Origin of the sequence: Gallaecimonas kandeliae, assembly GCF_030450055.1 — a bacterium.
In the GTDB taxonomy this organism is placed as follows: Bacteria; Pseudomonadota; Gammaproteobacteria; order Enterobacterales; family Gallaecimonadaceae; genus Gallaecimonas; species Gallaecimonas kandeliae.
In genome coordinates this window covers 1,834,114-1,857,451 of the sequence record NZ_CP118480.1, presented here as the reverse complement: position 1 = coordinate 1,857,451, position 23,338 = coordinate 1,834,114, and the positions used below count along the sequence as shown (strand labels likewise).

Sequence of the window (23,338 nt, the reverse complement as noted above, 5' to 3'; positions counted from 1 at the left end):
GCCAGTTCCACCAGCTGCTGTGGAACCTATACCGGCGTCACCGCAGCCTTTGAGGTATGGGGGCCCAAGGCGCTATAATCGCGGGCTAACCCGGTCAGGATCTTCTCATGTCTCAACTCTTTATTAGCTGTGCACCAGCCATGGAACCTTTGCTGGTGGACGAGCTGGCCACCCTGGGTATTCCCGCCAAACCCGGCCGCGGCGGTGTCCGCGCCGAAGCCACCCTGGAAAATGCCTACCGGATCTGCCTCTGGTCCCGCCTGGCCAGCCGGGTGCTCTGGCCCCTGATCGAGGGCCCCGCCCAAGACGCCGAGGACATCTATGCCCTGGCGTCCCAAGTGCTCTGGCCCTCCCATTTCGACGTATCCTGCCGCTTTGCCGTTGATTTCACCGGGTCCAACAACGAGATACGGCACACCCAGTTCGGCGCCATGAAGATCAAAGACGCCATAGTGGACGTCTTCCGGGAAGAGCGGGGTAAGCGCCCCGAGGTAGACCTCAAGCAGCCTAACATTCGCGTCAATGCCCACCTTGGCAAGCAGGGCCTGGCCATCTACCTGGACCTGGCCGGTAAGCCTCTGCACCAGCGCGGCTACCGCGCCAGTGCCGGCGAAGCGCCGCTCAAAGAGTCCCTGGCCGCCGCCATCCTCTACAAGCTTGGCTGGCACAAGGACGAGAGCCTGGAATACCTGGTCGACCCCATGTGCGGTTCCGGCACCCTGGTTATCGAAGCGGCCTTGATGCGCGGCAAGCGGGCCCCCGGCCTGAAGCGCGATTTCGCGTTCATGAATTGGGCCAAGCACGATCCCGCGCTCTGGAACCAGGAAGTCAAAGCGGCCATCGAAGCAGCCCTGCCCATCGAAGCCAAGTTCTTCGGCTTTGACAGTGACAAAAAAGTTATCGAGAAGGCCCGCAATAACGCCAAGGCTGCAGGTGTGGGCCGGGCCTTGACCTTCAACCACCAGGCCTTGAAAGACCTGGGCGACAAGCCCGGCCAGCGCGGCCTTATCCTCTGCAACCCGCCTTATGGCGAGCGCCTGGGGGACATGGCAGAGGTGCTCTACCTTTACAGGGAGCTAGGTGTCAAAGCCCGTAACTTCATGGGTTGGCGCCTGGGAGTTTACACCGGCGCCCCTGAAAGCCTGCGCCAGCTCAAGCTGCTCAAGGCCAACCAATGGCAGCTCAACAACGGCGCCATCGAATGTGTGCTGGCCAGCTACGAGCTGGACGAGCGCCAGGGCGAGGCCAAGCCCGACACCGAAACGGTGCAGCAGGCGGTGCTGACAGGCCCCGTCGAGGCCTTTGCCAACCGCCTCAAGAAGAACATCAAGGCCCTGGAAAAATGGGCCAAGCGCGAAGGTATCGATGCCTATCGCCTCTATGATGCCGATCTGCCCGAGTACAACGCCGCCGTGGATCGCTACGGCGACTGGATTGTCATCCAGGAGTACGCGCCGCCCAAGACCATAGAGCCTGAGAAAGCGGCCAGGCGCCTGCAGGATCTCATCGTCGCCACCGTCGCCGTGACCGGGGTCAAGGCCGACAAGATCGCCGTCAAGACCCGGGCCAAGCAGAGTGGCAGCAACCAGTACGAAAAGCTGGAGAGCCGCCAGCAGTATTTCTGGGTGGAAGAATACGGGGTGCGCTGCAAGGTCAACCTCTTCGATTACCTGGACAGCGGCCTCTTCTTGGACCACCGCCTGACCCGCAAGTGGGTAGGGGAGATGGCCAAGGGCAAGCGCTTCTTGAACCTCTTCTGCTATACCGGCACAGCGACAGTGCATGCCGCCAAGGGCGGCGCCATGTCCACTACCTCTGTGGACATGTCCCGCACCTACCTGGACTGGGCCGAGGCCAACCTGCGCGGCAATGGTTTTACCGGCCGCGAGCACCAGCTGGTGCAGGCCAACTGCCTGGATTGGTTGAACCGGACCCAGGAGAAGTTCGACCTGGTGTTCGTGGACCCGCCCACCTTCTCCAACTCCAAGCGCATGGAAGGCAACTTCGACGTGCAGCGCGACCACGTGGAGCTCTTGGAACGGATCAGCCACCTGCTGGTGCCGGGGGCCGTGGTGGTGTTCTCCAACAACAAGCGCCACTTCAAGCTGGAGAAGGAGACCGTCGAAGCCCTGGGTTACCAGGTCGAGGACGTCAGCAAGAAGACGCTGCCGGAGGATTACAAGCGCAATCCCCATATCCACGTCTGCTTCAAGCTGGTATTTCAGCCTTGAGCCTGACACTCTACTCCACGGCCGGCTGCCACCTGTGCGAAGAAGCCCAGGTACTGCTCGCCGGCCTTGGGGTCAGTGCCGCTGTGGTGGATATTCTTGACGAGCCGTCCCTGGTGGCGGCCTACGGGGAGCGGATCCCCGTCCTTAAACGTGATGGCGGCCAGGAACTTGGCTGGCCCTTTGACTCGGAACAATTGAAAGCATTTCTATGGCAGCAGTCCTGACCCTGAGTAACGCCTACCTGTCCTTCTCCGACGCGCCGCTGCTGGACCACGCCGGCTTCAGCCTCCAGGAAGGGGAGCGCCTCTGCCTGGTCGGCCGCAACGGCACCGGCAAGTCGACCCTGATGAAGGTGATCAGCGGCGACATGACCCTGGATGACGGCGCCGTGCAGTTCCACCTGGATGCCAGGGTGGCCAGGCTCTCCCAAGATCCGCCCCCACGCGACGACATGACCAGCTACGCCTTCGTGGCCCAGGGCCTGGCCGAAGTCGGGCAACTGGTCATCGAGTACCACGAGGTCAGCGCCGCCCTCGCCCATGACAGTGACGAGAAGTTGCTCAAGCGCCTGGCGACGCTGCAAAGCCAGCTCGACGCCTGCAACGGCTGGCAGCTGGAAACCCAAGTGCAAAGGGCCCTGAACCTGGCAGGCCTGACCGGTGACGAAAAGCTCAATGCCCTGTCCGGGGGCTGGCTGCGCCGGGTGGCCCTGGCCCAGGCCCTGGCCGGCGACCCCAAGATATTGCTGCTGGACGAGCCCACCAACCACCTGGATATCGATTCCATCCAGTGGCTGGAACAGTTCTGTAAGAGCTTCTCCGGCGCCATCCTCTTCATCAGCCACGATCGCCAGTTCATCCGCCAGGTCGCTACCGGCATCCTTGATCTCGACCGTGGCCAGCTGACCCGCTACGAGCTGGGCTACGACGCTTACTTGGACGCCAAGGCCGAGGATCTGCGCGTCGAAGCCGAGCAGAACGCCCTCTTCGACAAGAAACTGGCCCAGGAAGAGACCTGGATCCGCCAGGGCGTCAAGGCGCGCCGCACCCGCAACGAAGGCCGGGTCAGGGCCCTCAAGGCCCTACGCGAGACCCATGCCGAGCGCCGCAACGTCATCGGCAAGGCCCGTGGCCAGGTGGAAGAAGCAGACCGCTCAGGCAAGCTGGTGTTCGACGTCCAGGACATGAGCTACAGCTATGAAGGCAAGCCCATAGCATCACACCTGGATCTGGTGGTGCAGCGCGGCGATCGCCTGGCCCTGGTGGGGCCCAACGGCTGTGGCAAGACCACCCTTATCAAGCTGCTGATGGGCGATCTCGCCCCCGACAGTGGCAAGGTACGCCAGGGCACCAATCTGGAAGTGGCCTATTTCGACCAACACCGTGCCGTACTGAACCCGGAGCTTTCCGCTGCCGAGCAGGTGGCTGACGGCAAGCAGGAAGTGCAGCTGGGCAGCCGAAGCCGCCATGTGCTGGGTTACCTGCAGGACTTCCTCTTCACCCCGGCCAGGGCCAGGGTGCCGGTCAAGGCCCTTTCCGGCGGCGAGCGCAATCGCCTGCTGCTGGCCAAGCTGTTCGCCAAGCCATCCAACCTCCTTATCCTTGACGAGCCGACCAACGATCTGGATATTGAGACCCTTGAATTGCTTGAGGAAATGCTGGCCGAGTACCAGGGGACCCTGCTGCTGGTATCCCACGACCGCGCCTTTATCGATGCCAGCGTCACCTCCGTGCTCTGGTTCGAAGGGGAGGGCAGGCTGGTGCTCCATGCCGGCGGCTACAGCGATGCCGCTGTGGCCAGGACCCGCCAGGCCGCTCCGACCTTGAAACCGGCCGATAAGCCTGAGCAGGCAGTCGCCAAGACGACCGATAAACCCAAAACGGCCGCGCCCAAGGCGGCCAAGTTGTCCTACAAGGACAAGCGCGAATTGGAAAGCCTGCCAGGACTTATTGAACAACTTGAGCAGGCCATGGTCGAAGTGCAGGAAAAAATCAACGAGGCGGACTTTTTTACACGCCCTGTCAGCGAGACCCAGCCGGTGCTGGACAAGCTGGCCGAACTGGAGCAGGCCCTGGAAGAGGCCTTTGCCCGGTGGGAAGCATTGGACGCCCAACAATAAGCTGTGTGCAGGAATTTGGATTTCATGAAAAAACACCTCTTCTCCCTCTCCCTTGTCGCCCTGGCCACCAGTCAGACCCATGCTGCCACCAGCTACCGCCTGGAGATCCTGGACCAGCCCGTCGGTAAATATCAAACCACGGCATCCGCCATCGCCGCGGATGGCACCGTGCTAGGAGCTGTCTCCTCTCGGGTTCAGTTAACCGACACGACCAATAGCATCTATTCCGACCTGCTGGGGCTCTATGACAGCGATACCGTCTCAGCCTTGGTAACGGATCTTGGCTTGAGCCACTTCAGCAGCAGCAATGCCTTTACCAGCCAACCTAGCCTGACCCTGGTGCCTGGCCTGGGCGGTGATGGCAATGATTTGACCGTCGACAGCTATGTGACAGGCAGCCTTGATGGCCAGGCTTTTGGTTCTTCCAGCGCGCCCTGGCTCTCCCCTGTCACCTACACCAACAGCACCGGGACGGAAATTACCGCCTACCCACGGGACTTTAGCCTGCGGGGTTTTATCGGTAACGACAGCAGCGCCCAGCCATTGCTGCCTCTCTATACCTTTCCCGAGACGACCCGCAACGGTGAAACGGTACTGACGGCAGACGAGCACTTTGGCGGTAGCTCCCAGGCATCAGGTGCCTCGGGACAATGGGTGGTCGGCTCCAGTTCTAGCGCTTTGTCTAGCGGCTCTGAAACGACCTATGAGAACTGCCAGAGTGCTGATTCGACTGTACCTATTAAGGTCTGCCTAGCTAGTGAAAGTTATCAGATCACCGCCACTGCCTGGCAATTGGTGAATGGCGTGCCCCAAGCGCCCAAGTCCCTGGGCGCTCTGGCCACCGCCAACAGTGACGAGGATCCGGCTAAAATCTACTCAGTTGCCAATGCAGTCAATGCCAGCGGTCTGGCCGTCGGTAACTCCATCTACCGCGATGGCAACACCTTGCGAAGCGTTGCTACCCTGTTCGACGTTAACCAAGGCAAGGCCCTCAAGGCCCTTACTGCCACTGACAGCAGTATCGTCGGTTCTGATGCCACTGGCATTAACGATGCCGGTTTGGCAGTTGGTTACACCTATTCTGTAGGTAGTTATCACCCGTACAAATTCTTTGTCTATGACACCAATAACGACAGCATCAGCTATCCCGGCACCTTCTATGACAATGCCCGCTCTAGAGCCAATGCCATCAACAGCAGTGGCCTGGTGGTAGGTGCTGCCGATTGGGAAAAGTTGCCTCCCTCTGCGACTCGCCGCCAGCACGCCTTTGTCTATGACACCAACAACCAGTCTTTCAAGGATCTCAACGACATGTTGGAGTTCGACGGTTCATTGCTGACCCAGCGTTACAACGGTGATGCCTGTGCGGCCCGCGAAGACTGGGTGCTCGAAAACGCGTCTGGTATCAACGACAACGGCGAGATTGCCGCCACTGCCCTGACGACCCTGCGTGACAGCAGCGGCAACCTGGTGCTGGACAGCGACGGCAAGACGCAATACGTCATCAGGGCCGTCAAGCTGGTGCCCACCGACGATACCCCCGCCACTTGTGAGGCCGCACAGGATGCGACTTACCAGCGCAAGGGCGGTGGCAGCTTCGGCTTCCTGAGCCTGGGCTTCCTGGGCCTGGTAGGCCTGAGGCGCCGCCGTTAAGCCGAGCCCCTAAAAAAGCCGCCCTTGAAGCGGCTTTTTTGTAAGAGAAAATTAACCTTATTCTCAACCGCTTGGCTGTTGTCAACTGCTATATTTGCCGATCCGATTTGATCGCCTCTTTCTCCTCTTCTAAAGATGAAAGTACGGGGCCCGGGCTAGGCCCCGTTTCATCCATGTAGGCCGAAAGAGGATGTCTGTAATGAGAAGACAAAAACGTGACCGTCTTGAGAGGGCGCAATCTCGAGGATACCAAGCCGGGATTGGCGGAAAGCCCAGGGAAGCCTGCCCTTATCAGAACCTCGACGCCCGCAGCTACTGGTTTTCCGGTTGGCGAACGGCGGTAGAAGACAGAGTCATTAACGGCGTAACCATGAAGTAAAAGAAAAGGCCCTGCGATGCAGGGCCTTTTCTTGTCTATGAAGGGGCTTAGAAGCTGGAGGTGTCCTTGAAGAGGCCCACCTTCATATCCTGGGCGGTGTAGATCACACGGCCGTCAACGGACACTTCGCCATCGGCGATCCCCATCACCAGGGAGCGGTTGATGACCCGCTTCATGTGGATGTGGTAGGTCACCTTCTTGGCGGTAGGCAGGATCTGGCCGGTGAATTTAACCTCGCCCACACCCAGGGCCCGGCCCTTGCCAGGCGCGCCCATCCAGCCAAGGAAGAAACCGGTGAGCTGCCACATGGCATCCAGACCCAGGCAGCCCGGCATGACGGGGTCGCCCGGGAAGTGGCACTGGAAGAACCAGAGATCGGGATTGATGTCCAGCTCGGCGATGATCTCGCCCTTGCCGAAGTTGCCGCCTTCTTTGTGGATGAGGTTTATCCTGTCCATCATCAACATGTTGGGGGCGGGAAGCTGGCTATTGCCGGGGCCGAAGAGCTCGCCGCGGGAGCAGGCCAAAAGCTCTTCTCGACTGAAACTGTTTTTATCTGTCAACACGCTGGTCTTTCCTTCAATTCGCGAACGGCGCCAAGATTAGCGAACAACTGTACGCTAGACAACGCAGACCAGCGACAGGTTCAATGGCGCCCCAGTCCCAGCCAGCTCCAGAAACGCCGGCCCAGGGTCATGATCGGCTCCTCCAACTCGGAAATAGCCTCCAAGCGTCCGTGGATACGGCCGTACACCGAATCTTCGGGGAACTGCCCATGGGCGTCCGCCTCGCCGGCCTGGGTGCCCATCATCAGCGCCATGGCCTGGTCGACGTGGCTGACGCTCCAGATGTGGAAGCGCCCCTCGGCAACGGCCTGGATCACCGGGCTGGACAGGTTCAGCTGGTCCAGGTTGGCCTGGGGCAACACCACACCTTGGCTACCGGTCAGGCCGCGGGCGGCGCAGACCTCGAAGAAGCCTTCGATCTTGGCGTTGACGCCCCCTATGGCCTGGACATTGCCGAACTGGTCGATAGCACCTGTGATGGCGATGTCCTGGCGCACCGGCAGCTCGCTCAAGGCCGACAGCAGGCAGATGAGCTCCCCGGCCGAGGCCGAATCGCCATCCACCTCGTGGTAGGACTGCTCGAACACCAGTGACGCTGAGAGGTGTAGCGGCCCGTCCTTGGCGAAACGGTGTGCCAAGAAGGCCGAGAGTATCATGACGCCCTTTGCATGAATGTTACCGGCCAGCTCCGCCTTACGTTCGATGTCGATGACATCGCCATCGCCATGGTGGACGGTGGCGGTGATCCGGGACGGTTCACCGAACTCGGCGTTGCCCATGTCCAGCACCGTCAGGCCGTTGACCTGGCCGATCCTGGCGCCTTGGGTCTCGATCAGGATCTGGCCCTTGGCCATGGCGCTGCGGCTGAACGCTTTCGGCAGGGCATGGGCCTGCTCGCGGGCCTTGATGGCGGCCAGGATGTCGGCCTCGGTGATCTCGCTGCCTTTGCTGAAGTAGTGGGCGCGGGTCAACAGCTCGTTGTAACGGTGATGGGCGAGGGCGATGCGCTGCTGGTCTTCGAAGAGGCGGCAACCATGGCAAAGCAGGGTAGCGATGGCCTCCAGGGTCGGAACCTTGAGGCCGGCCTTGTCGCACTGGCGCAGCAGGTGCCCGGCCAGCTCAGCGGCCTGGTCCTGGGTGGCGTAGGGAACCCATTCCACGAAGTAGGGGAAGAGCTGGGACAGATCCCTGTCCATGGCCAGCATTTCCAGGTGGTCCTGGCGGTCGCCGAACAGCACCAGCTTGATGTCCAGGGGCATGGGGTCGGGCATGAACAAGGGGTTGCCCGGCATCTGGCCCCGGTATTGGGTCCAGTGGATGCTCTGGGCAAAGAGGGATTCCTTGATGCGGCGCCACAACTCAGGATCTTCCAGCAGCTCCGAGGCGGACAGCAGCAGGTAACCGCCGTTGGCCCTGTGCAGATCCCCAGGCCTGAGCAGGTGCTGATGCGCCGAGACGGTGCCTTCCTGGATCTCGAAGGTGATCTCCCCAAAAAGCCCCACCTCCGACAGATCCCTGTTGTGGATGATGGGTACCCTGCCTGCTTCAGGCTGGTTGACCAGCAGGTTGATCAGCACCGGGTGGTTGAATTCTTCCCCGCTGGCCATGGCGTCCAGCAGGCCTTCGAGGTACTGGGCCAGGCGCCCTTCCTGGGGCTGGGAAGCCACCAGGCTGTCCAGCTCGGTCTGGAACGCCTTTTCTTCCAGCTTCAGCTGCAGCAGTTGGGTGACGCCCTGGCAAAAGGCGTCACCCGAGCCGGCCTTGAGCCGCAGGCAAAGGGGACGGCGGGCGTCGGCCAGGTTTTCCGCGTAACACCAGTCCCAGACCTTGCCCAGCCGGTTTTCCTTGGGTTGCTGGCGTATGGCCGCCTTGAACATGGCGATGGTGTCCACATAGGGCGGCGCGCTCATGAAGATATGACCAAGGGGGCCTGTGTCGGCGGCGGCCTGGGCCAATTCGGTGGTGCCGGTATCCTGGCCCAGCAGGAAACGGGAGCGGACCTCTGGCTGGGACAGGGTCAATTTCGGGCTGAGCTGCGCGGCGGTCAGGGCGGTGGGCATTGAAGGCGCAGTACTGGAGGTTTGATCCATCGAATAGGTCAAATAAAGGTAAGTAGATCAATCATAACATGACAGGGCCTTTAAACGTGGCAAGGGCCCCGGTAAGGATGCAATTCCCCAAAGGGCCAAGGATCGAGGAATTTTCCCGATAGGGGAGCGCCAGCCCCAGGCTTTACCATACTCACCATGTGATGAATTACCAGGAGTGCCACTGTGACCCTCAAAGCCGGCCGCCCCAAGGGGGACTCTGACGCTCGCACCCGGCTGATCGCCGCCGCCTTGACGCTGTTCAGCAGCCAGGCCTTCCAGAATGTCTCAACCCGGCAATTGGCCAGGGAAGCCGGCGTCGATGCCGCCATGATCCGTTACTACTTCGGCTCGAAACTGGGGCTCTTCGAGCAGATGGTCAGGGAGACCCTGGAGCCGGTACGGGCAAAGTTCCGTGCCCAGTCCCTGCAGCCGTCCCCGACAGCGCTGGCCGAACTGATGAAGATCTATTACGGCATCATGGCCCCCAACCCCGGCCTGCCCAGGCTGATAGTGCGAGTGCTCCAAGAAGGCGAGGGCACTGCTCCTTTCAAGGTGATGTTCTCCGTCTTCAGCGAGATCATGGTGCTGTCCCGCCAGTGGCTGGGCCGGGCCTTGAAGGAGACAGGCCGAATAAGACCCGACGTCGACCCTGAACTGGTCAGGCTCAGCATCGCCAGCCTGATGGTTTTCCCCCTGATAGCCCCGCCGGTCTTGATGCGCCAATTCGGCGTCAAGATGGAAGGACCCTTTCTCGACACCCTGATACAACACAACGTAAGGCTGCTGGAGCAGGGTCTGCTGCTCGGCGCCGATGAGAACAACCAGAGGACAAGATGATGAGAGTAGTACTGGTATTGGGCCTGCTGATGCTCTGCGCCTGCTCGGATGGCGGTGACAGGGTGTTCGGCACTGTGGAGCGCGACCGCCTGACCCTGACGGCACCGGTGGGCGATCTGGTCGCTGCCGTGGCCGTCAGCGAAGGCCAACAGGTCAAGGCCGGCCAGGTGCTGTTGCAGCTGGACGACACCGCGGCCAAGGCCAGGGTCGGCCAGGCCCAAGCCGAACTGGCCAGGGCCAAGGCGGCCCTGGAGGAGTTGACCAACGGCGCCAGGGCCGAGGAGCTTGCCCAGGCCAGGGCCGCCTTGGATGGTGCCCTGGCAACCCTCATCGAGGCGCGCCAGCAGTATGAGCGCACCGAACGTCTCTTCAAGAGCCACGTCCTCACCCAGGACGACCTCGACAAGGCCAAGGCCGGCAGGGACAAGGCCCTGGCTGGGCGCGACCAGGCCGCCCAGCACCTCAAGGAGCTGGAAAACGGTACCCGCCAGGAGCAGCTGCGCCAGGCCGAAGCCCAGGTGGCCGCTACCCAGGCACAACTGGATGAGGCCAACAAAGCCCTCAAGGATCTGACCCTGGTGGCCGGCAAGGATGCCGTGGTGGACGTGCTGCCCTGGCGCGCCGGCGACAGGGTGGCCGCCGGTACCCAACTGGTCAGCCTGGTGGCGACGGACAGGCCCTATGTACGCGCCTACCTGCCCGCCACCGATCTCACCAAGGTGAAAGTGGGCGACAAGCTCCAGTTGAAGGTGGACGGCCAGCAAGACACCCTGACCGGGGTGGTGCGCAACATCCGCAGCCAGCCGGCCTTCACCCCCTATTACGCCCTCAACGAGCGTGACAGGGCGCGGCTGATGTACCTCACCGACATCGACCTCGGTGCAGAGGGCGCCAAGCTGCCCACAGGCCTGGCCCTTGAGGTGGTGCTGCCATGACCACCACAGAGCTGGCCGTGGAAACCCATGGCATGAGCCGCTACTTCGGCAACTTCAAGGCGGTGAGCGACCTGAGCCTCGCCATTCCCAAGGGCAGCATCTACGGCTTCCTGGGCCCCAACGGCAGCGGCAAGTCCACCTCCATCCGCATGCTGACCGGCCTGCTCAGGCCCTCCGAAGGCAAGATCCGAGTGTTGGGGGAAAACCTGCCCGGCGCCGAGGAAAAGCTGCGGCTGCGCTTTGGCTACATGACCCAGAAGTTCTCCCTCTACGACAGCCTGAGCGTGCTGGAGAACCTCCAGTTCGTAGCCAAGATCTACGGCTTCGGCGGCCGCAGGGCCAAGGCCCGCATCGACGAACTGTTGGCCCTCTACGAGCTGGCCGGGCGGGAGAAGCAGATGGCCGGCTCCATGAGCGGTGGCCAGAAACAGCGCCTGGCCCTGGCCGCCGCCACCTTGCACAAGCCCGAGCTGCTGTTCCTGGACGAGCCCACCTCGGCCGTGGATCCTGAGAACCGCCGCGAGTTCTGGGAACGGCTCTTCGACTTGAGCTCCGCCGGCACCACCATCCTGGTGTCCACCCATTACATGGACGAAGCGGAGCGCTGCCATGGCCTGGCCATCCTCGAAAACGGCATCAAGCGCGCCGACGGCTCCCCCGAACAGCTGATGGCAGACATGGGCGCCAGTGTGGTGGAAGTGGCCGGTGAGGATCTGCGGGTGCTGAAAAAGACCCTGACGGCCCAGCCGGAAGTGCTGTCGGCCGCTCAGATTGGCACCAGGCTCAGGGTGCTGGTCAAGCAGCAGGTGGCCGATCCTCTGGCCTGGCTCGAGCCCAGGGTCGAGGGCAGGGCGCTGGAGGCCGTCAGGCCCAGCCTCGAAGACGTCTTTGTCAGCTGCACCGGAGGTCGCCATGTGGCTTAGGATAGGTGCCATCCTCTTCAAGGAATTCAAACAGTTGGCTCGGGATCGCATGACCTTCGCCATGATAGTGATGATCCCGCTCGCCCAGCTGATGCTGTTTGGCTACGCCATCAACACCGACGTGCGCCACCTGCCGGCCGGCCTGGTGGATCTCAGCGACTCCAGCTACAGCCGGGCCCTGACCCAGGCCGTGGCAGCCACCCAGGTGGTGGACTTCACCAAGACCTATCACAGCAGCAAGGAGGCAGAGGCGGCCATCACCCGTGGCGAGGTGAAAGCCGTACTCTACCTGCCGCCGGATCTGGGGGAGCGGCTGCTCCATCATCCCGGCGCCAGCGGCGGCCACTACCTGGCCAGACCCGTCGGCCAATGGCTGGTGGACGGCTCCGACACCATGGTGGCGGGGGCCATCAAATCATTGCGGCAGATGCCCCTGGACGAGGTGATGGGCTTCGAGGCGACCCGCGCCGTGCCCAGCCTGGAGGTGGTGCAGTACTTCAACCCCGAGCAGCGCACCGTGGTCAACATAGTGCCGGGGCTCTTGGGGGTGATCCTCACCATGACCATGGTGCTTTTCACCTCGGCGGCCATAGTGCGGGAGCGGGAGCAGGGCAACATGGAGTTCCTGATCACCACCCCTGTCCGGCCCCTGGAGCTGATGCTGGGCAAAATAGCGCCCTATGTGCTGGTGGGCTTCATCCAGGTGGGGATCATCCTCGGCACCGGCCACTGGCTGTTCGCCGTGCCCATCCGTGGCGGCCTGGATTCCCTGGCCCTGGCCTCCTTCCTCTTCATCTGCGCCAGCTTGACCCTGGGCCTGGTGATCTCCACCCTGGCCCAGACCCAGCTCCAGGCCATGCAGATGACGGTCTTCATACTGCTGCCGTCCATACTGCTGTCGGGCTTCATGTTCCCCTATGAGGCCATGCCTGTGGCCGCCCAGTGGATAGCGGAAGTGCTGCCGGCCACCCACTTCATGCGCATGGTGCGCGCCATAGTGCTGCGGGACGCCGAGGTGGTGCAGCTGCGCTTCGATTCCCTCTGGTTGTTGGGCTTCACCGCCCTGGGCCTCTTGGTGGCGACCTTGAAGTTCAGCAAGCGGCTCGACTGAGAAAAGCCCGGCAATGCCGGGCTTTTTTGTCAGTCCCGCAGCCGCTCCTGCAAGAATTCGATATAGCGCTGGGTCTTGGCCGGCAGCAGCCTCGTCTCGGTAAGGGCATAGACGGGGATGGCCTTGCCCTGCATAGTGCACCAAGAGGTGCCGGCCGAGCCGGGCAAGACGGTCCATCCCCTGCAGATCTTCGTCGCCCTGCCACACCCTGCGGCTTATCAAGGTGCTGGCGGCCTCATCCGGCCGGGGCTGAAGTCCGCCCCGGCCTGGGGTCAGCTGATAAGGGCGCCGCCGTCGATGTCGATAACGGCGGCCTGGTGCGGTACTGGGCGCTGCAGGGGCTGGGGCTTTGCATGAAATCGGTCTGGGACGTGCAGGGGGATCTGGACGCCGGCGCCTCGAGGAAGTGCTGGCGCCATTCTCCGCCGGCAGCACGCCGCTGCAGATAGTCTATCCGCCCAGCCGGGTGCAGCCGTGGCGGGTGAGGGCGCTGATCGATGCCATAGCGGCGGACTTCGAGGCCAATGGCTTGAGGGACCAAGGCCAGGGGCAAGGGGGATGCCCACTTCTTTAGGTCGCAAGGATCCCGTTCCTGCACTCTATACTGGCTAGAGGAGTACCGGAAAGCGCAAGGAGGCATTCGCCATGGACGCACTTCGCATTCTCTACCTTGAAGACAATGCCGATGATGTCTTCTTCGTCACCAGGGCGTTGAAAGAGCATCAATTAAACCCGGACATCATCCACGTCACGTCCGAAAAGGAGTTCGTTGCCGCTATTGATAGCCGCCCTCCGGACATGATCCTCTCCGATCACGGCTTGCCCGGCTTCAGCTGCGACAACGCCTTGGCTCTGGCCCAATCCCGATGCCCAGAAGCCGCCTTTGTGATCCTGTCGGGAGCGCCCAACCTGGCCAACATCGCTGAACAGCTGCAAGGGCAGATTTATGGTGTGGTTTCGAAAAACCACCTCGAAGATCTGGTAACCCTGGTCCGTGATTTCCAAGCGAAAAACGGCGCTTCCCCCCAGGCAATGAGGCGGCTGGTGGACGCGGTTCAGGCGCTGTCCCTGGCCCGGGACCTCGATACCATCATGTCCATAGTGCGGCTGGTCGCCCGCGAACTGACCGGGGCCGATGGAGCCACCTTCGTGTTGCGCGACGGCGACCAATGTCACTACGCCGAAGAAAACGCCATCTCGCCCTTATGGAAGGGGATGCGCTTCCCCATGTCGGCCTGTATCAGCGGCTGGGTGATGCTCAACCGGCAAACGGCCTGCATCGAAGATATCTACGCGGACCCGCGCATTCCCGGTGACGCCTACAAGCCCACTTTTGTGAAAAGCCTGGTGATGGTGCCCATACGCACAGAGGCACCCATCGGCGCCATCGGCAACTACTGGGCAAAGACACATAAGGCGACCGACGCCGAAATCGAACTGCTCCAGGCACTGGCCAATACCACGGCCGTTGCCATGGAAAACGTCCAGGTCTACCAGGAGCTCGAGAGCCGCGTCGAAACCCGCACCAGGCAACTGGCTGAAGCGAACAAGGATCTCAAGGCCTTTTCCTATACCGTCTCACACGACTTGCAGGCGCCGCTTCGGGCCGTCAAAGGTTTCAGCAAGCTGCTGACCAAGGAAATGGCAGGGCTCCTGGACAAGGATGCGCAATTTTATCTTCAGCGCATCATCTCGGAGAGCGACAGGATGGAGGGGCTTATCGAGGACATGTTGCAGCTGTCCCAGCTCAGCCAAGCCGAACTGGACTGTCGCCCGGCCAACCTAGGGAGTCTGGCCGCCGACATCATTACCCGTCTGCAAAGCCGGGACCCCGAGCGTGAGGTCGTGTTCGAGAACTACGACGATGAGCTGGTGGAATGTGACGTCGGCCTTATCACCATAATGCTGGAAAACCTCTTGGCCAACGCCTGGAAATATTCCGCCAAGAAGGACAGGGCGCGGATCGCGTTCTCATCCAAGGCCGGGCCGGACGACACCGTCGAGTATGCGCTGCGGGATAATGGCGCCGGCTTTGACATGCAGTACGCGGACAAGCTCTTTGCGCCGTTCCAGCGCCTGCACGACAACAGCGAATTCGAAGGTACCGGCATAGGCCTGGCGACTGTCCAGCGCATCATCAGCAAACATGGCGGCACCATCAGGGCCGAGGGCGCCCCAGGACAAGGGGCGACCTTTTACTTCAGGCTGCCGCGCCAGCAATCTCGGTAACCCCTGGGAGCCGTAGCAGATATAGTCCAACACCAGCCCGCTGCCGATGACGACCTGCTAGGCGGGCATTCCCCTTTCGTGGGACAACATCCAATGTCTTCACGTCGGTTTTAAGGCCAACGGCTAGCTCAGCCACTCCCCCTCTCGCACCCCGAGCGACGATGTCTTGTGTTGTCCTTTTTTAATGAGGATAATCTCAATATTGACATGATAATCAGTTTACGTTAACGTCATCTTCAACGTGCCCTGACCCTGGCTCTTCATGGTCGACGCGGAACTTTACAGCTACGACAGTTAGCCCCAGAAGGTGATGATGATGACTCAACTCAAGACAGGACAGCCGGCAAGACACCCGGCTCCGAGAGTCAAGGCGAAACGACTGGCCTATTTGATCTTTGAAAGGCCCGACCTGGATGAAGCCCAGCGCTTTCTTGAAGATTTCGGGTTGAAAGCAGCAGCACAAACGTCCGACACCTTGTACATGCGTGGTACCGACAGCACGCCTTTCTGCTACTGCGTGAAACTCGGGAAGAAAGCGCGTTTCCTCGGCTTCGGACTAGAAGTCGATTCGCGAGAAGACCTTGAGTTGCTGCGTACCCTGGCTGGTGCTTCCTGCATAACGACAGCGCCTTTTCCTGGTGGAGGCGAGGTGGTGAGCCTGTCCGACCCTTCCGGTTTCAGGGTCGACGCCATTCACGGCCAGCAGCAGGTCAGTCCGCTGGCTCATCGCGCTGAATTGCCGTTGAACTTTGACGAGCAGCGCAGGCGCATCAACGACACCCAGCGACCTCCGGTGGCCGCACCTGAGGTATTAAGGCTTGGGCACGTGGTGCTCGAGGTAGCGGATTTTCAAGCGACCTGCGCCTGGTACACAGAGCTGTTCGGCTTCATTCCAAGTGATGTGCAGCTTCTACCCGATGGTTCTCCGGCCGTGGTCTTCATGCGCCTCGACCTGGGTGCTTCGCCCGCCGATCACCATACCTTGGCCATTGCCCAGGGATTCTTTCCGACCTACAGCCACAGCGCATTCGAGCTGGTGGATGCCGACGCCGTCGGCATGGGGCAACGTGTGCTGCGCGAACGGGGTTGGAAACATGCATGGGGTATAGGGCGGCACATCTTAGGCAGCCAGATCTTCGATTACTGGCAGGACCCTTGGGGGGCCAAGCATGAACATTATTGTGACGGTGATCTATTCACCTCCGATGTCCCTATGGGTGTCCACCCAGTGAGTCGGGAAGCCATGGCTCAGTGGGGGCAAACCATGCCTGCCAGTTTCACCAGACCCAAGTTGACTATCGCTGCCCTGAGCGGCTTGGTGAAAAGCCTGCGCCGCAGCCCTGACCTTACCCTTAAAAAGCTCATGACCCTTGCCAAGCTGTTTGGTTGAGCGGAGAAAAGTATGGCCCTTCATATCGTTCGTTTTCGTCATCATCAGCAGGTTCGCTGGGGCTTCAACCATGAGTCAGGTGTGCGGCCTCTCCCTATTCCCTGTACCACCACGGCTGAGTTATTGGCGATCGGTTATGCCGGAGTAGAAGACATCCTCGATCGCGCCGGGGCGCCAATTGCTCATGAGGAGGTCGAACTCCTCAGTCCCATCACTGCGCCTACCAAGGTTCTCTGCCAGGGTGCCAACTATCGCCAGCACATGATTGATTCGGGCATGGATCCGGACGCCAAGAAATTCAACATGTTCTTCACCAAGTCAGCGGCGTCCATCACGGCTCCAACTGGCTGGGTCGTCAAGCCTAAGCCTGTGCAACTGCTGGACTATGAGCTGGAGCTGACCTTGGTGCTTGGAAAGAGAACCCAAGGTCCGGTCGACGTCAACTCCGTCAATCTTCATGAGTACGTCGCCGGTATTTGCATTGGCAACGACTTCTCGGCCCGCGACATCCAGATACCGCAAATGCAATTCCATAAGGGCAAGAGCTACCGCACTTTCTGTCCTCTGGGGCCTGTACTGTGCCTGCTTGACCGCGATGAAATGCGATACCTCGACGAGATGCAGCTGATGCTGACCGTCAATGGCGAACGTCGCCAATTCGACAGCACCGCCAATCTCGTTTTCAAACCGGCAGAAACGCTGACCGAGTTTTCGCGCATTCATGACTTCGAACCAGGAGACGTGCTGATGACGGGGACACCCTCTGGCTGCGCCCTGGGCTTGCCGTCGCCGTTGCTGGTAAGGCTGCTGGGCTTGTTACCGGAGGAAAAGAAATGGGCCTTGTTCCTCAAAGCGCAAAAACGGCGTCGGCAGTACTTGAAGGTCGGGGACAAGGTTGAATCCTGCATTGCCAGCCATGATGGCCGTATCAACCTAGGTATGCAGCGCCATGAGATCGGAGGCGAAGCCTGAGCATGAAGAATGGAATTAGTTGCCTGGCCGATGTCTTGGCCTTGGAGTCTTTGAGCGAGGAATTGAAACTCCCCAGGAGCACCTATGATGCGATCCTTGAGGGGGCTGCACTCGCTCCCGAAGCACCGGCGCTGTCTTTCTTTCTGCAGGCGGATAGCCACACTCGGCCTTTGACCTGGTCCTACGGTGAACTGGTCGAGAAAATCCACCAAACCGCCAATTTCTTTGGGCATTTGGGAGCAGACACAGACACTGTCATCGCCTACCTGCTGCCCAACCTTCCCGAAACCCACTGGGTGATTTGGGGAGGCCAGGCCGCCGGGATAATTTGTGCCATAAACCCGCTGTTGGAGCCGGTGGCCATTGCCGAACTCCTGCGCGCATCCGGTGCCAGCATATTGGTCACCCTGGCGCCCTTTCCTGGCCTAGATCTCTGGCCCAAAGCGCAACAAGCGCTGCAAAGCGTTCCTGGTTTGCGCCACCTGGTGCTCGTCAACCCGGCGAACCTGGGGGGCGTCGATGGCGTTGCGGACCTTGTTTCCAGCGAACTGCAGGTACACGACTTCAATACGGCCATTGATGGCCAGGACGGACAAAGGCTGCAAAGCCAGCGCGTCATCCAACCGGGGGACATCTCTTCCTACTTTTGCACTGGTGGCACCACAGGCACTCCGAAGCTCGCCATGCGGACCCACCGCAACGAGGTGGCCAACGCCTGGAGCGTGGTTCAAATCTTGGGTGATGGGGTCGGCAGCGGTAAGAACTTTTTTTGCGGTTTGCCCCTGTTCCATGTCAACGCCGTAGCCGTCACAGGGCTGGTTCCCTTTTCAAGGGGGGCACACGTCATACTGGGTACCCCACAGGGGTACCGTAGCAACGGCGTGATCGAACGATTCTGGGAAATCGTGGCGCACCATCGCATCAATTTTTTCAGCGGTGTCCCAACCATCTATTCCGCCTTGTTGAACGTCCCTGTCGCCGATCATCGTATCGACTCGCTGGAATACGGTCTCTGCGGTGCGGCTCCCATGCCGGTGGAATTGCTCCGCCGCTTCCAGGAAGGCACCGGTCTCAAAATACTGGAGGGATACGGCCTGACCGAAGGCACCTGTGTCAGCAGCGTCAACCCGCCTTTGGGAGAGCGGCGCGCCGGCTCGATAGGGCTGCGGGTACCCGGCCAGCAGATGAAAACCGTGCTCCTGGATGAGGAAGGCCGCTATGTCCGTGACTGCGAAACTGGAGAGGTCGGTCTGCTGATCATTTCCGGTTCCAATGTATTTGCCGGCTACAAGCTGGCCGAACAAAACCAGGGGTTGTGGATTGAGACCCAAGACTGTCGGCGCTGGCTGAATACCGGGGACCTGGGGTACCAGGACGCCGACGGCTATTTCTGGCTGACGGGCCGAAAGAAGGAACTCATCATCCGGGGTGGACACAACATCGATCCCGCCACCATCGAAGCGCCACTGCATCGCCATGACGCAGTGCAAGTCGCAGCAGCCGTTGGCCGACCAGACGCTCATGCAGGTGAACTGCCCGTGGCTTACGTCCAGCTCAAGGCGGGTGCCGTTGCAACAGAGGAAGAGCTGCTGACTTTCGTCAGAAAACAGATAGTCGAGCGGGCGGCCATACCCAAGTTCATCAGGATCGTTGAGGAAATGCCCTTGACCGGCGTTGGCAAGATCTTCAAGCCCGAGCTCAAGCGGCGTGAAGTGACAGACGCCCTGACCTCGGCTCTCCTTGAGGCAGGCATCGCTGTGCAGGCGCTGTCAGCCGAAGACGACAAGGCTCGAGGAACCACCATTCATGTCTCGCTGGAATGTCCTTCTCAAGAGGCGACAGCCTCGGTTGTGTTGGGGCAGTTCCCATTTCACTCCCTTATCGAGGTGATATCGCATGAGGTTGAAACAGTCGATAGCGATATAGCGCCATAGAAAAGCCCGGGCTGGCGGATATTCCGCTGTGGCGCCCAGGCAATTTCAATAGTCACAGCATTTATCACCGACAGGTGGACGTAAAAAAAGGATGAATGCTGGACTGGGAAAACACAATCCGCAAGGTTCCGCCTTTGTTGAAAGAGATTGTTATGAAAACTGAAAATGCGAGTTCTCTGCCCGAAAAAGTTGATGTCTTAGTCGTTGGCTTTGGGCCTGTTGGTGCAGCCTTGGCCTCCTTGCTTGGCCGTTATGGCGTAAAGACCCTGGTCGTGGAAAAATCACCAGAGATATTACTGATGCCCCGAGCCATAGCGCTGGATAATGAAGCGCTGCGGATCTTGCAGATGGCCGGACTCAACGAGACGGCCTTCGAACGCATTGAAATCCAAGAAGTGAAGATGCACTGCCCCTACCTTGGACAATTTGCTCGCATCAATACGAGCGGCAGCATTGACGGCCATCCTAAACTCGTGACCTTCTACCAGCCCGAACTGGAAAGGGCCCTGCGTCGTCAGGTCAAAGAGTATCCCTGTATCGCCGTTAGCAGCGGCTGTGAGTTGGTTGGTTTTGAACAAAGCGACGAAGGCGTGCTGGCTTCGATTAAGGAGGATTCGGGCCAGGTTCGCCAAGTCGCAGCGCGGTACCTGGTTGGGGCGGATGGCGCCAGCTCAAAAGTCAGGCATCTCATCGGCCAAGGATTCCAAGGGCAAACGTTCACCGAGGATTGGTTAATCGTCGACGCCAAAGGGCGAGAGGGCAAAGCCATAGACCATGTCGAGTTTCTCTGTAACCCAGCCCGACCAGTGCCACATATGCCAGCCCCGGGCGGGCGAGAGCGATGGGAATTCATGCTCCAGCGTGGTGAGAAGAAAGAGGAGATGGAGCACCCCGACAAGATTGCCGAACTGCTGGCCCCTTGGATCCCGCGTGAAGGGTTGACCATTGAACGCAAGGCCGTCTATCGGTTCCACGCCAGGTGCTGTGAAGCTTTCCAGAAAGGGCGTGTCTTTCTGATTGGGGATGCGGCACACATAACCCCTCCCTTTGTGGGGCAGGGGTTGGTGGCGGGGCTTCGCGATGCTGCCAACCTTGGCTGGAAGTTGGCTTGGGCCTTATCCGGTAAGGCGACCCCCGCGATCCTTGACAGCTACGACCAAGAACGGCGGCCACATGCGATGAAGATGATCAACTTGGCTCGATTCATGGGACGGCTGGTCATGCCGAGCAGTAAGGTCACCGCTGTCCTCATACACGGCCTGATGCGTATGACGCGCCTGCTACCTTCTCTGCGCAGATATTTTGAAGAGCTGGAGATGAAGCCAGCCAACCGGTTCGATAAGGGACTGTTTTTGCAAGGCAATAAGTCATTGCCTCTGCATCGGGGCGGGCAGCTCGCTCAGGGCCAGGTTCGCCAAGGCGATCAGGTCGGACTCAGCGATGATTTCATTGGTGACCACCTGGCATTGATCGGGTTCGGCGTAGATCCACAAGAATATCTTGACCCGGAGCTCAGAAGGAAATGGCTGCTTGCCGGAGGACGTTTCCTGGAGATTGGCAGGCAAGGCCAGAACTCAGAGACGGACACTCTTCTGTTGGAGGACTTGAACGGCACTTTCCGCCAGGAAATCAAGAAAAAATTGGTCGCTGCGGTTAGACCCGACAGAGTGGTTATGCATACCGGCGATGGCGATAATACTTCTCGCGTCGTCACCGATTGTCTTACCCTCTTAAAGACCGGGAATACAGTGCAGCTTCGTAAAGAAAGCGACGCTCAGAAAACGGTCTCTCACGCAGTCCCTGAATAGTTTCAAAGCATCCCACGGCCATGGTGCACTCTACAGAGTGCCCATGCCGAGGTCGGCATTCTGGGCGCGCATTGAAAGAAACCTCAATATTGAGTAATATCCGAGCATTGTCGTGAAATAAAGCTAGGCAGCTGGCTGACTCAGAGTGATGACGGAAAACACATCCAATTCAAATCCCAAGAGCGAAGCAAAACTGACCCGCGGCCATAAAAAGAAAGCCCGGACCCGTCAGCAATTAGTCGACGCTGCGCTGAGGATCTACGCGAACAAAGGTGTCGCAGAATTGACCCTGAATGAGCTGGCAATAGAGGCAGGTGTTGCCAGCGGCACTATCTACAACTATTTCCGTACCAAAGAAGAGGTACTCAATGCCGTCGGTATTTCACTGGCCGAGGCATTGTCACTGCAAATCACATCGCTGACCGATGGCATCATCGATGGGGCAGAACGATTTTCCATTGGGGTGCGTACCTTTGTTTTGATGGCTGAGCAGGATCCCGATTGGGCAAGTGCACTACTCAACGTCTTTCGTTATGCCGAAATGGTGCGCTCGACGCTGGCCGATAACATCCGAGAAGATCTGCGCAGAGGGCAGGACCAGGGACAGTTCAAGTACGACGACGAAGAGGTTGCCGTGAATCTGGTTGTTTCGGCGGTCATGGGCGTTTTCAGGAGCATCGTCGAAAGGCGTAAGCACCAAGGACAAGACCAGGTCATCACCAAGATGTTGCTCCAGGCGTTGGGGATGAATGGCGATGATGCCGAGGTGCTTGTCGGCCGTCCTGTGCCAGCTCTTGGGTAGTCAAACGTAACGCGCTTATACGCAGGGGGGACTGTGTGCTCACCCCATACAAACCCGGTCTCTTCCCGTCGCTTTTGCCTGGTAGAGCGCTTGGTCGGTGATGTGCATCCAGTCCTGGCAGCTCATGGGGTGGTCAAGCCTGAGTTCCGTTAGACCAGCAGAGAAGGTGTATTGGAAACCGGGGCTGATTTCCTCCAGGTTTTCAGATGCCAGCGTTTTTCTAATGCGCTCCAGCAAAACCGATGCTTCCTGTTGGGTTGTTTCCGGCAGCAGTATGGCGAACTCCTCCCCACCAAGGCGCCCGATAACGTCTTCCTTTCGTACATTCTGGCTGAGTAAGTCGGCAAAGTGCCGCAGCACAGTGTCGCCTGAAGCATGGCGTTGTTGATCAAATCAGAGCCTGGAAAGCCTGCTCCTAAAGGGCTTGCTGCCCTTAACTGACCTGGCGAACAGGCATGCCGAGGCCCAGCATTTTGTTCATCACCTTCACCCCAGCCAAAGCCTCTGCCACTTGGCCGTTGTAGTCGCGCAGACTCAGCTTCGGGCTGATGAGCTGCTTGTATCGCGACATAGCCGTTTCCGCTTTTGAGCGTTGGTGATAGCCGCTTTCCCTTTTCCACTCGGCCAGTTGCCCGGCTTTCAGCGCCGCCACTGCCTCGTTCCTTGGGTGACCTTGCTCCCAGTACCCCGCTGTCTTGCGAGGCGGGATGCTGGCTTTGGCGCCTTTTCTTTGCAGTAGCCGGTGGCAGGCTCTGCTGTCGTAAGCCCCGTCGGCGCTGACTTGGTCGATACGGCGGCGCAGAGGATTGAGCAGGCCGGGCAGTACCTCGCTATCACCGACGTTTTCCAGGCTGACTTCGGCGGCGATAGCCTCATGGGTCTGCGCATCGACGGCCAGGTGTAGCTTGCGCCAGACACGGCGCTTCTCCTTGCCGTACTTGCGTTGCTTCCACTCGCCTTCGCCATAGACCTTGAGCCCGGTGGCGTCGATAACCAGGTGGGCAACTGGGCCCTTGCTGGGCAGGCGGTAGCGGATGTTGACCGTCTTGGCGCGCTTGCTGATGCAGCTGTAACTGGGCGAGGTCAACGGCAGTTCCATCAACTGGAATAGCGAGTTGATAAAGCCTTCCAAGGCACGCAGCGGCAGGTCGAACAGGCCCTTGAGCATCAGCGCTGTCTCGATGGCGGTGTCGCTGTATTCGAAACCACGACCCCGACCGCCGTGATGCTGTTGGCAATGCCAATGGCGGGTAGCCGCTTCATCCATCCAGAAGGTTAATGAGCCTCGGTTAACCAAGGCGCGGTTGTAGTCTGCCCAATTGGTGATAGTGCGTTTAGCCTGACCCATCTGCTGTTCCC

19 protein-coding genes and 1 pseudogene are annotated in these 23,338 nt (G+C 60.0%); 15 read left to right on the top strand and 5 right to left on the bottom strand.

Features of this window, described 5'->3' with window-relative positions:
* The first annotated feature begins 107 nt into the window (after nucleotides 1-107).
* The 5 genes from rlmKL to rmf all read left to right on the top strand — a co-directional run bounded on the left by rlmKL (nucleotide 108) and on the right by rmf (nucleotide 6,382).
* Entirely contained in the window at nucleotides 108-2,231 is a 2,124-nt protein-coding gene (gene rlmKL, locus PVT67_RS09075) for a bifunctional 23S rRNA (guanine(2069)-N(7))-methyltransferase RlmK/23S rRNA (guanine(2445)-N(2))-methyltransferase RlmL (protein ID WP_301499570.1), read from the top strand.
* Nucleotides 2,228-2,455 carry a glutaredoxin family protein gene (locus tag PVT67_RS09070; RefSeq protein ID WP_301499569.1) on the top strand — a complete coding sequence of 76 codons (228 nt, stop codon included), beginning with the start codon at nucleotides 2,228-2,230 and terminating at the stop codon, nucleotides 2,453-2,455. The genes rlmKL and PVT67_RS09070 overlap by 4 nt, the downstream gene beginning before the upstream one ends.
* Nucleotides 2,440-4,350, top strand: a complete 1,911-nt coding sequence (gene uup / locus PVT67_RS09065) for an ATP-binding cassette ATPase Uup (protein WP_301499568.1) — start codon at nucleotides 2,440-2,442, stop codon at nucleotides 4,348-4,350. The genes PVT67_RS09070 and uup overlap by 16 nt, the downstream gene beginning before the upstream one ends.
* A 24-nt stretch (nucleotides 4,351-4,374) precedes the next feature.
* Nucleotides 4,375-6,003 (top strand): DUF3466 family protein, encoded by a 1,629-nt coding sequence (locus tag PVT67_RS09060; protein WP_301499567.1) that lies wholly within the window; start codon nucleotides 4,375-4,377, stop codon nucleotides 6,001-6,003.
* A gap of 199 nt (nucleotides 6,004-6,202) precedes the next feature.
* A complete protein-coding gene (gene rmf, locus PVT67_RS09055) occupies nucleotides 6,203-6,382 on the top strand; it encodes a ribosome modulation factor (RefSeq protein WP_301499566.1) in 180 nt (59 codons plus the stop codon).
* Nucleotides 6,383-6,429: 47 nt separating this feature from the next.
* Here the strand turns inward: rmf and fabA are convergent, their stop codons facing one another.
* The gene (gene fabA / locus PVT67_RS09050; RefSeq protein ID WP_301499565.1) at nucleotides 6,430-6,948 is read right to left on the bottom strand and encodes a 3-hydroxyacyl-[acyl-carrier-protein] dehydratase FabA; all 519 of its coding nucleotides are present in this window, start codon (nucleotides 6,946-6,948) and stop codon (nucleotides 6,430-6,432) included.
* Between the two features lie 80 nt (nucleotides 6,949-7,028).
* Entirely contained in the window at nucleotides 7,029-9,008 is a 1,980-nt protein-coding gene (locus tag PVT67_RS09045) for an AAA family ATPase (protein ID WP_301499564.1), read from the bottom strand.
* A 213-nt stretch (nucleotides 9,009-9,221) separates the two neighbouring features.
* Here PVT67_RS09045 and PVT67_RS09040 point away from each other — a divergent pair, with 213 nt between their 5' ends.
* The 4 genes from PVT67_RS09040 to PVT67_RS09025 are packed head-to-tail and all read left to right on the top strand — an operon-like array spanning nucleotide 9,222 to nucleotide 12,844.
* Nucleotides 9,222-9,875, top strand: a complete 654-nt coding sequence (locus PVT67_RS09040; RefSeq protein WP_301499563.1) for a TetR/AcrR family transcriptional regulator — start codon at nucleotides 9,222-9,224, stop codon at nucleotides 9,873-9,875.
* On the top strand, nucleotides 9,875-10,810 hold the full coding sequence (locus tag PVT67_RS09035) for an HlyD family secretion protein (RefSeq protein WP_301499562.1): 936 nt from the start codon (nucleotides 9,875-9,877) through the stop codon (nucleotides 10,808-10,810). The genes PVT67_RS09040 and PVT67_RS09035 overlap by 1 nt, the downstream gene beginning before the upstream one ends.
* Complete coding sequence (locus tag PVT67_RS09030; RefSeq protein WP_301499561.1) at nucleotides 10,807-11,733, top strand: ABC transporter ATP-binding protein; 927 nt, start codon at nucleotides 10,807-10,809, stop codon at nucleotides 11,731-11,733. The genes PVT67_RS09035 and PVT67_RS09030 overlap by 4 nt, the downstream gene beginning before the upstream one ends.
* Nucleotides 11,723-12,844, top strand: a complete 1,122-nt coding sequence (locus PVT67_RS09025) for an ABC transporter permease (protein ID WP_301499560.1) — start codon at nucleotides 11,723-11,725, stop codon at nucleotides 12,842-12,844. Before PVT67_RS09030 ends, PVT67_RS09025 begins: the two co-directional genes overlap by 11 nt.
* Before the next feature lie 272 nt (nucleotides 12,845-13,116).
* Here the strand turns inward: PVT67_RS09025 and PVT67_RS09015 are convergent, their stop codons facing one another.
* Nucleotides 13,117-13,263, bottom strand: coding sequence for a hypothetical protein (locus tag PVT67_RS09015; RefSeq protein ID WP_301499559.1), 147 nt, complete (start codon nucleotides 13,261-13,263; stop codon nucleotides 13,117-13,119).
* 226 nt (nucleotides 13,264-13,489) lie between these two features.
* On the opposite strand from PVT67_RS09015, the gene PVT67_RS09010 reads away from it, so the two are divergent.
* From PVT67_RS09010 to PVT67_RS08985, 6 genes are all read left to right on the top strand, one after another.
* A complete protein-coding gene (locus PVT67_RS09010) occupies nucleotides 13,490-15,073 on the top strand; it encodes an ATP-binding protein (RefSeq protein WP_301499558.1) in 1,584 nt (527 codons plus the stop codon).
* A gap of 316 nt (nucleotides 15,074-15,389) precedes the next feature.
* A complete protein-coding gene (locus PVT67_RS09005; RefSeq protein WP_301499557.1) occupies nucleotides 15,390-16,463 on the top strand; it encodes a VOC family protein in 1,074 nt (357 codons plus the stop codon).
* 12 nt (nucleotides 16,464-16,475) lie between these two features.
* The gene (locus tag PVT67_RS09000; protein ID WP_301499556.1) at nucleotides 16,476-17,435 is read left to right on the top strand and encodes a fumarylacetoacetate hydrolase family protein; all 960 of its coding nucleotides are present in this window, start codon (nucleotides 16,476-16,478) and stop codon (nucleotides 17,433-17,435) included.
* Nucleotides 17,436-17,437: 2 nt separating this feature from the next.
* The gene (locus tag PVT67_RS08995; protein ID WP_301499555.1) at nucleotides 17,438-19,369 is read left to right on the top strand and encodes an acyl-CoA synthetase; all 1,932 of its coding nucleotides are present in this window, start codon (nucleotides 17,438-17,440) and stop codon (nucleotides 19,367-19,369) included.
* 95 nt (nucleotides 19,370-19,464) lie between these two features.
* Entirely contained in the window at nucleotides 19,465-21,177 is a 1,713-nt protein-coding gene (locus PVT67_RS08990) for a bifunctional 3-(3-hydroxy-phenyl)propionate/3-hydroxycinnamic acid hydroxylase (RefSeq protein ID WP_336407829.1), read from the top strand.
* A gap of 148 nt (nucleotides 21,178-21,325) precedes the next feature.
* On the top strand, nucleotides 21,326-21,979 hold the full coding sequence (locus PVT67_RS08985; protein ID WP_301499554.1) for a TetR/AcrR family transcriptional regulator: 654 nt from the start codon (nucleotides 21,326-21,328) through the stop codon (nucleotides 21,977-21,979).
* A 39-nt stretch (nucleotides 21,980-22,018) separates the two neighbouring features.
* Here PVT67_RS08985 and PVT67_RS08980 read toward each other — a convergent pair.
* Together PVT67_RS08980 and PVT67_RS08975 are read right to left on the bottom strand one after the other, a co-directional pair.
* Nucleotides 22,019-22,357: pseudogene (locus PVT67_RS08980) on the bottom strand (GGDEF domain-containing protein); the annotation flags it as partial.
* 55 nt (nucleotides 22,358-22,412) lie between these two features.
* Nucleotides 22,413-23,327, bottom strand: a complete 915-nt coding sequence (locus PVT67_RS08975) for an IS5 family transposase (RefSeq protein ID WP_301494219.1) — start codon at nucleotides 23,325-23,327, stop codon at nucleotides 22,413-22,415.
* Nucleotides 23,328-23,338: the final 11 nt, after the last annotated feature.

Excerpts from the sequence above, each read along its gene's own strand:
- rlmKL (WP_301499570.1), top strand. The coding sequence starts at position 108 with ATGTCTCAACTCTTTATTAGCTGTGCACCAGCCATGGAACCTTTGCTG.
- uup (WP_301499568.1), top strand. The coding sequence starts at position 2,440 with ATGGCAGCAGTCCTGACCCTGAGTAACGCCTACCTGTCCTTCTCCGAC.
- PVT67_RS09060 (WP_301499567.1), top strand. The coding sequence starts at position 4,375 with ATGAAAAAACACCTCTTCTCCCTCTCCCTTGTCGCCCTGGCCACCAGT.
- rmf (WP_301499566.1), top strand. The coding sequence starts at position 6,203 with ATGAGAAGACAAAAACGTGACCGTCTTGAGAGGGCGCAATCTCGAGGA.
- PVT67_RS09045 (WP_301499564.1), bottom strand. The coding sequence starts at position 9,008 with ATGCCCACCGCCCTGACCGCCGCGCAGCTCAGCCCGAAATTGACCCTG.
- PVT67_RS09035 (WP_301499562.1), top strand. The coding sequence starts at position 9,875 with ATGAGAGTAGTACTGGTATTGGGCCTGCTGATGCTCTGCGCCTGCTCG.
- PVT67_RS09030 (WP_301499561.1), top strand. The coding sequence starts at position 10,807 with ATGACCACCACAGAGCTGGCCGTGGAAACCCATGGCATGAGCCGCTAC.
- PVT67_RS09025 (WP_301499560.1), top strand. The coding sequence starts at position 11,723 with ATGTGGCTTAGGATAGGTGCCATCCTCTTCAAGGAATTCAAACAGTTG.
- PVT67_RS09015 (WP_301499559.1), bottom strand. The coding sequence starts at position 13,263 with ATGGCGCCAGCACTTCCTCGAGGCGCCGGCGTCCAGATCCCCCTGCAC.
- PVT67_RS09010 (WP_301499558.1), top strand. The coding sequence starts at position 13,490 with ATGGACGCACTTCGCATTCTCTACCTTGAAGACAATGCCGATGATGTC.
- PVT67_RS09005 (WP_301499557.1), top strand. The coding sequence starts at position 15,390 with ATGACTCAACTCAAGACAGGACAGCCGGCAAGACACCCGGCTCCGAGA.
- PVT67_RS09000 (WP_301499556.1), top strand. The coding sequence starts at position 16,476 with ATGGCCCTTCATATCGTTCGTTTTCGTCATCATCAGCAGGTTCGCTGG.
- PVT67_RS08995 (WP_301499555.1), top strand. The coding sequence starts at position 17,438 with ATGAAGAATGGAATTAGTTGCCTGGCCGATGTCTTGGCCTTGGAGTCT.
- PVT67_RS08990 (WP_336407829.1), top strand. The coding sequence starts at position 19,465 with ATGCTGGACTGGGAAAACACAATCCGCAAGGTTCCGCCTTTGTTGAAA.
- PVT67_RS08985 (WP_301499554.1), top strand. The coding sequence starts at position 21,326 with ATGACGGAAAACACATCCAATTCAAATCCCAAGAGCGAAGCAAAACTG.
- PVT67_RS08975 (WP_301494219.1), bottom strand. The coding sequence starts at position 23,327 with ATGGGTCAGGCTAAACGCACTATCACCAATTGGGCAGACTACAACCGC.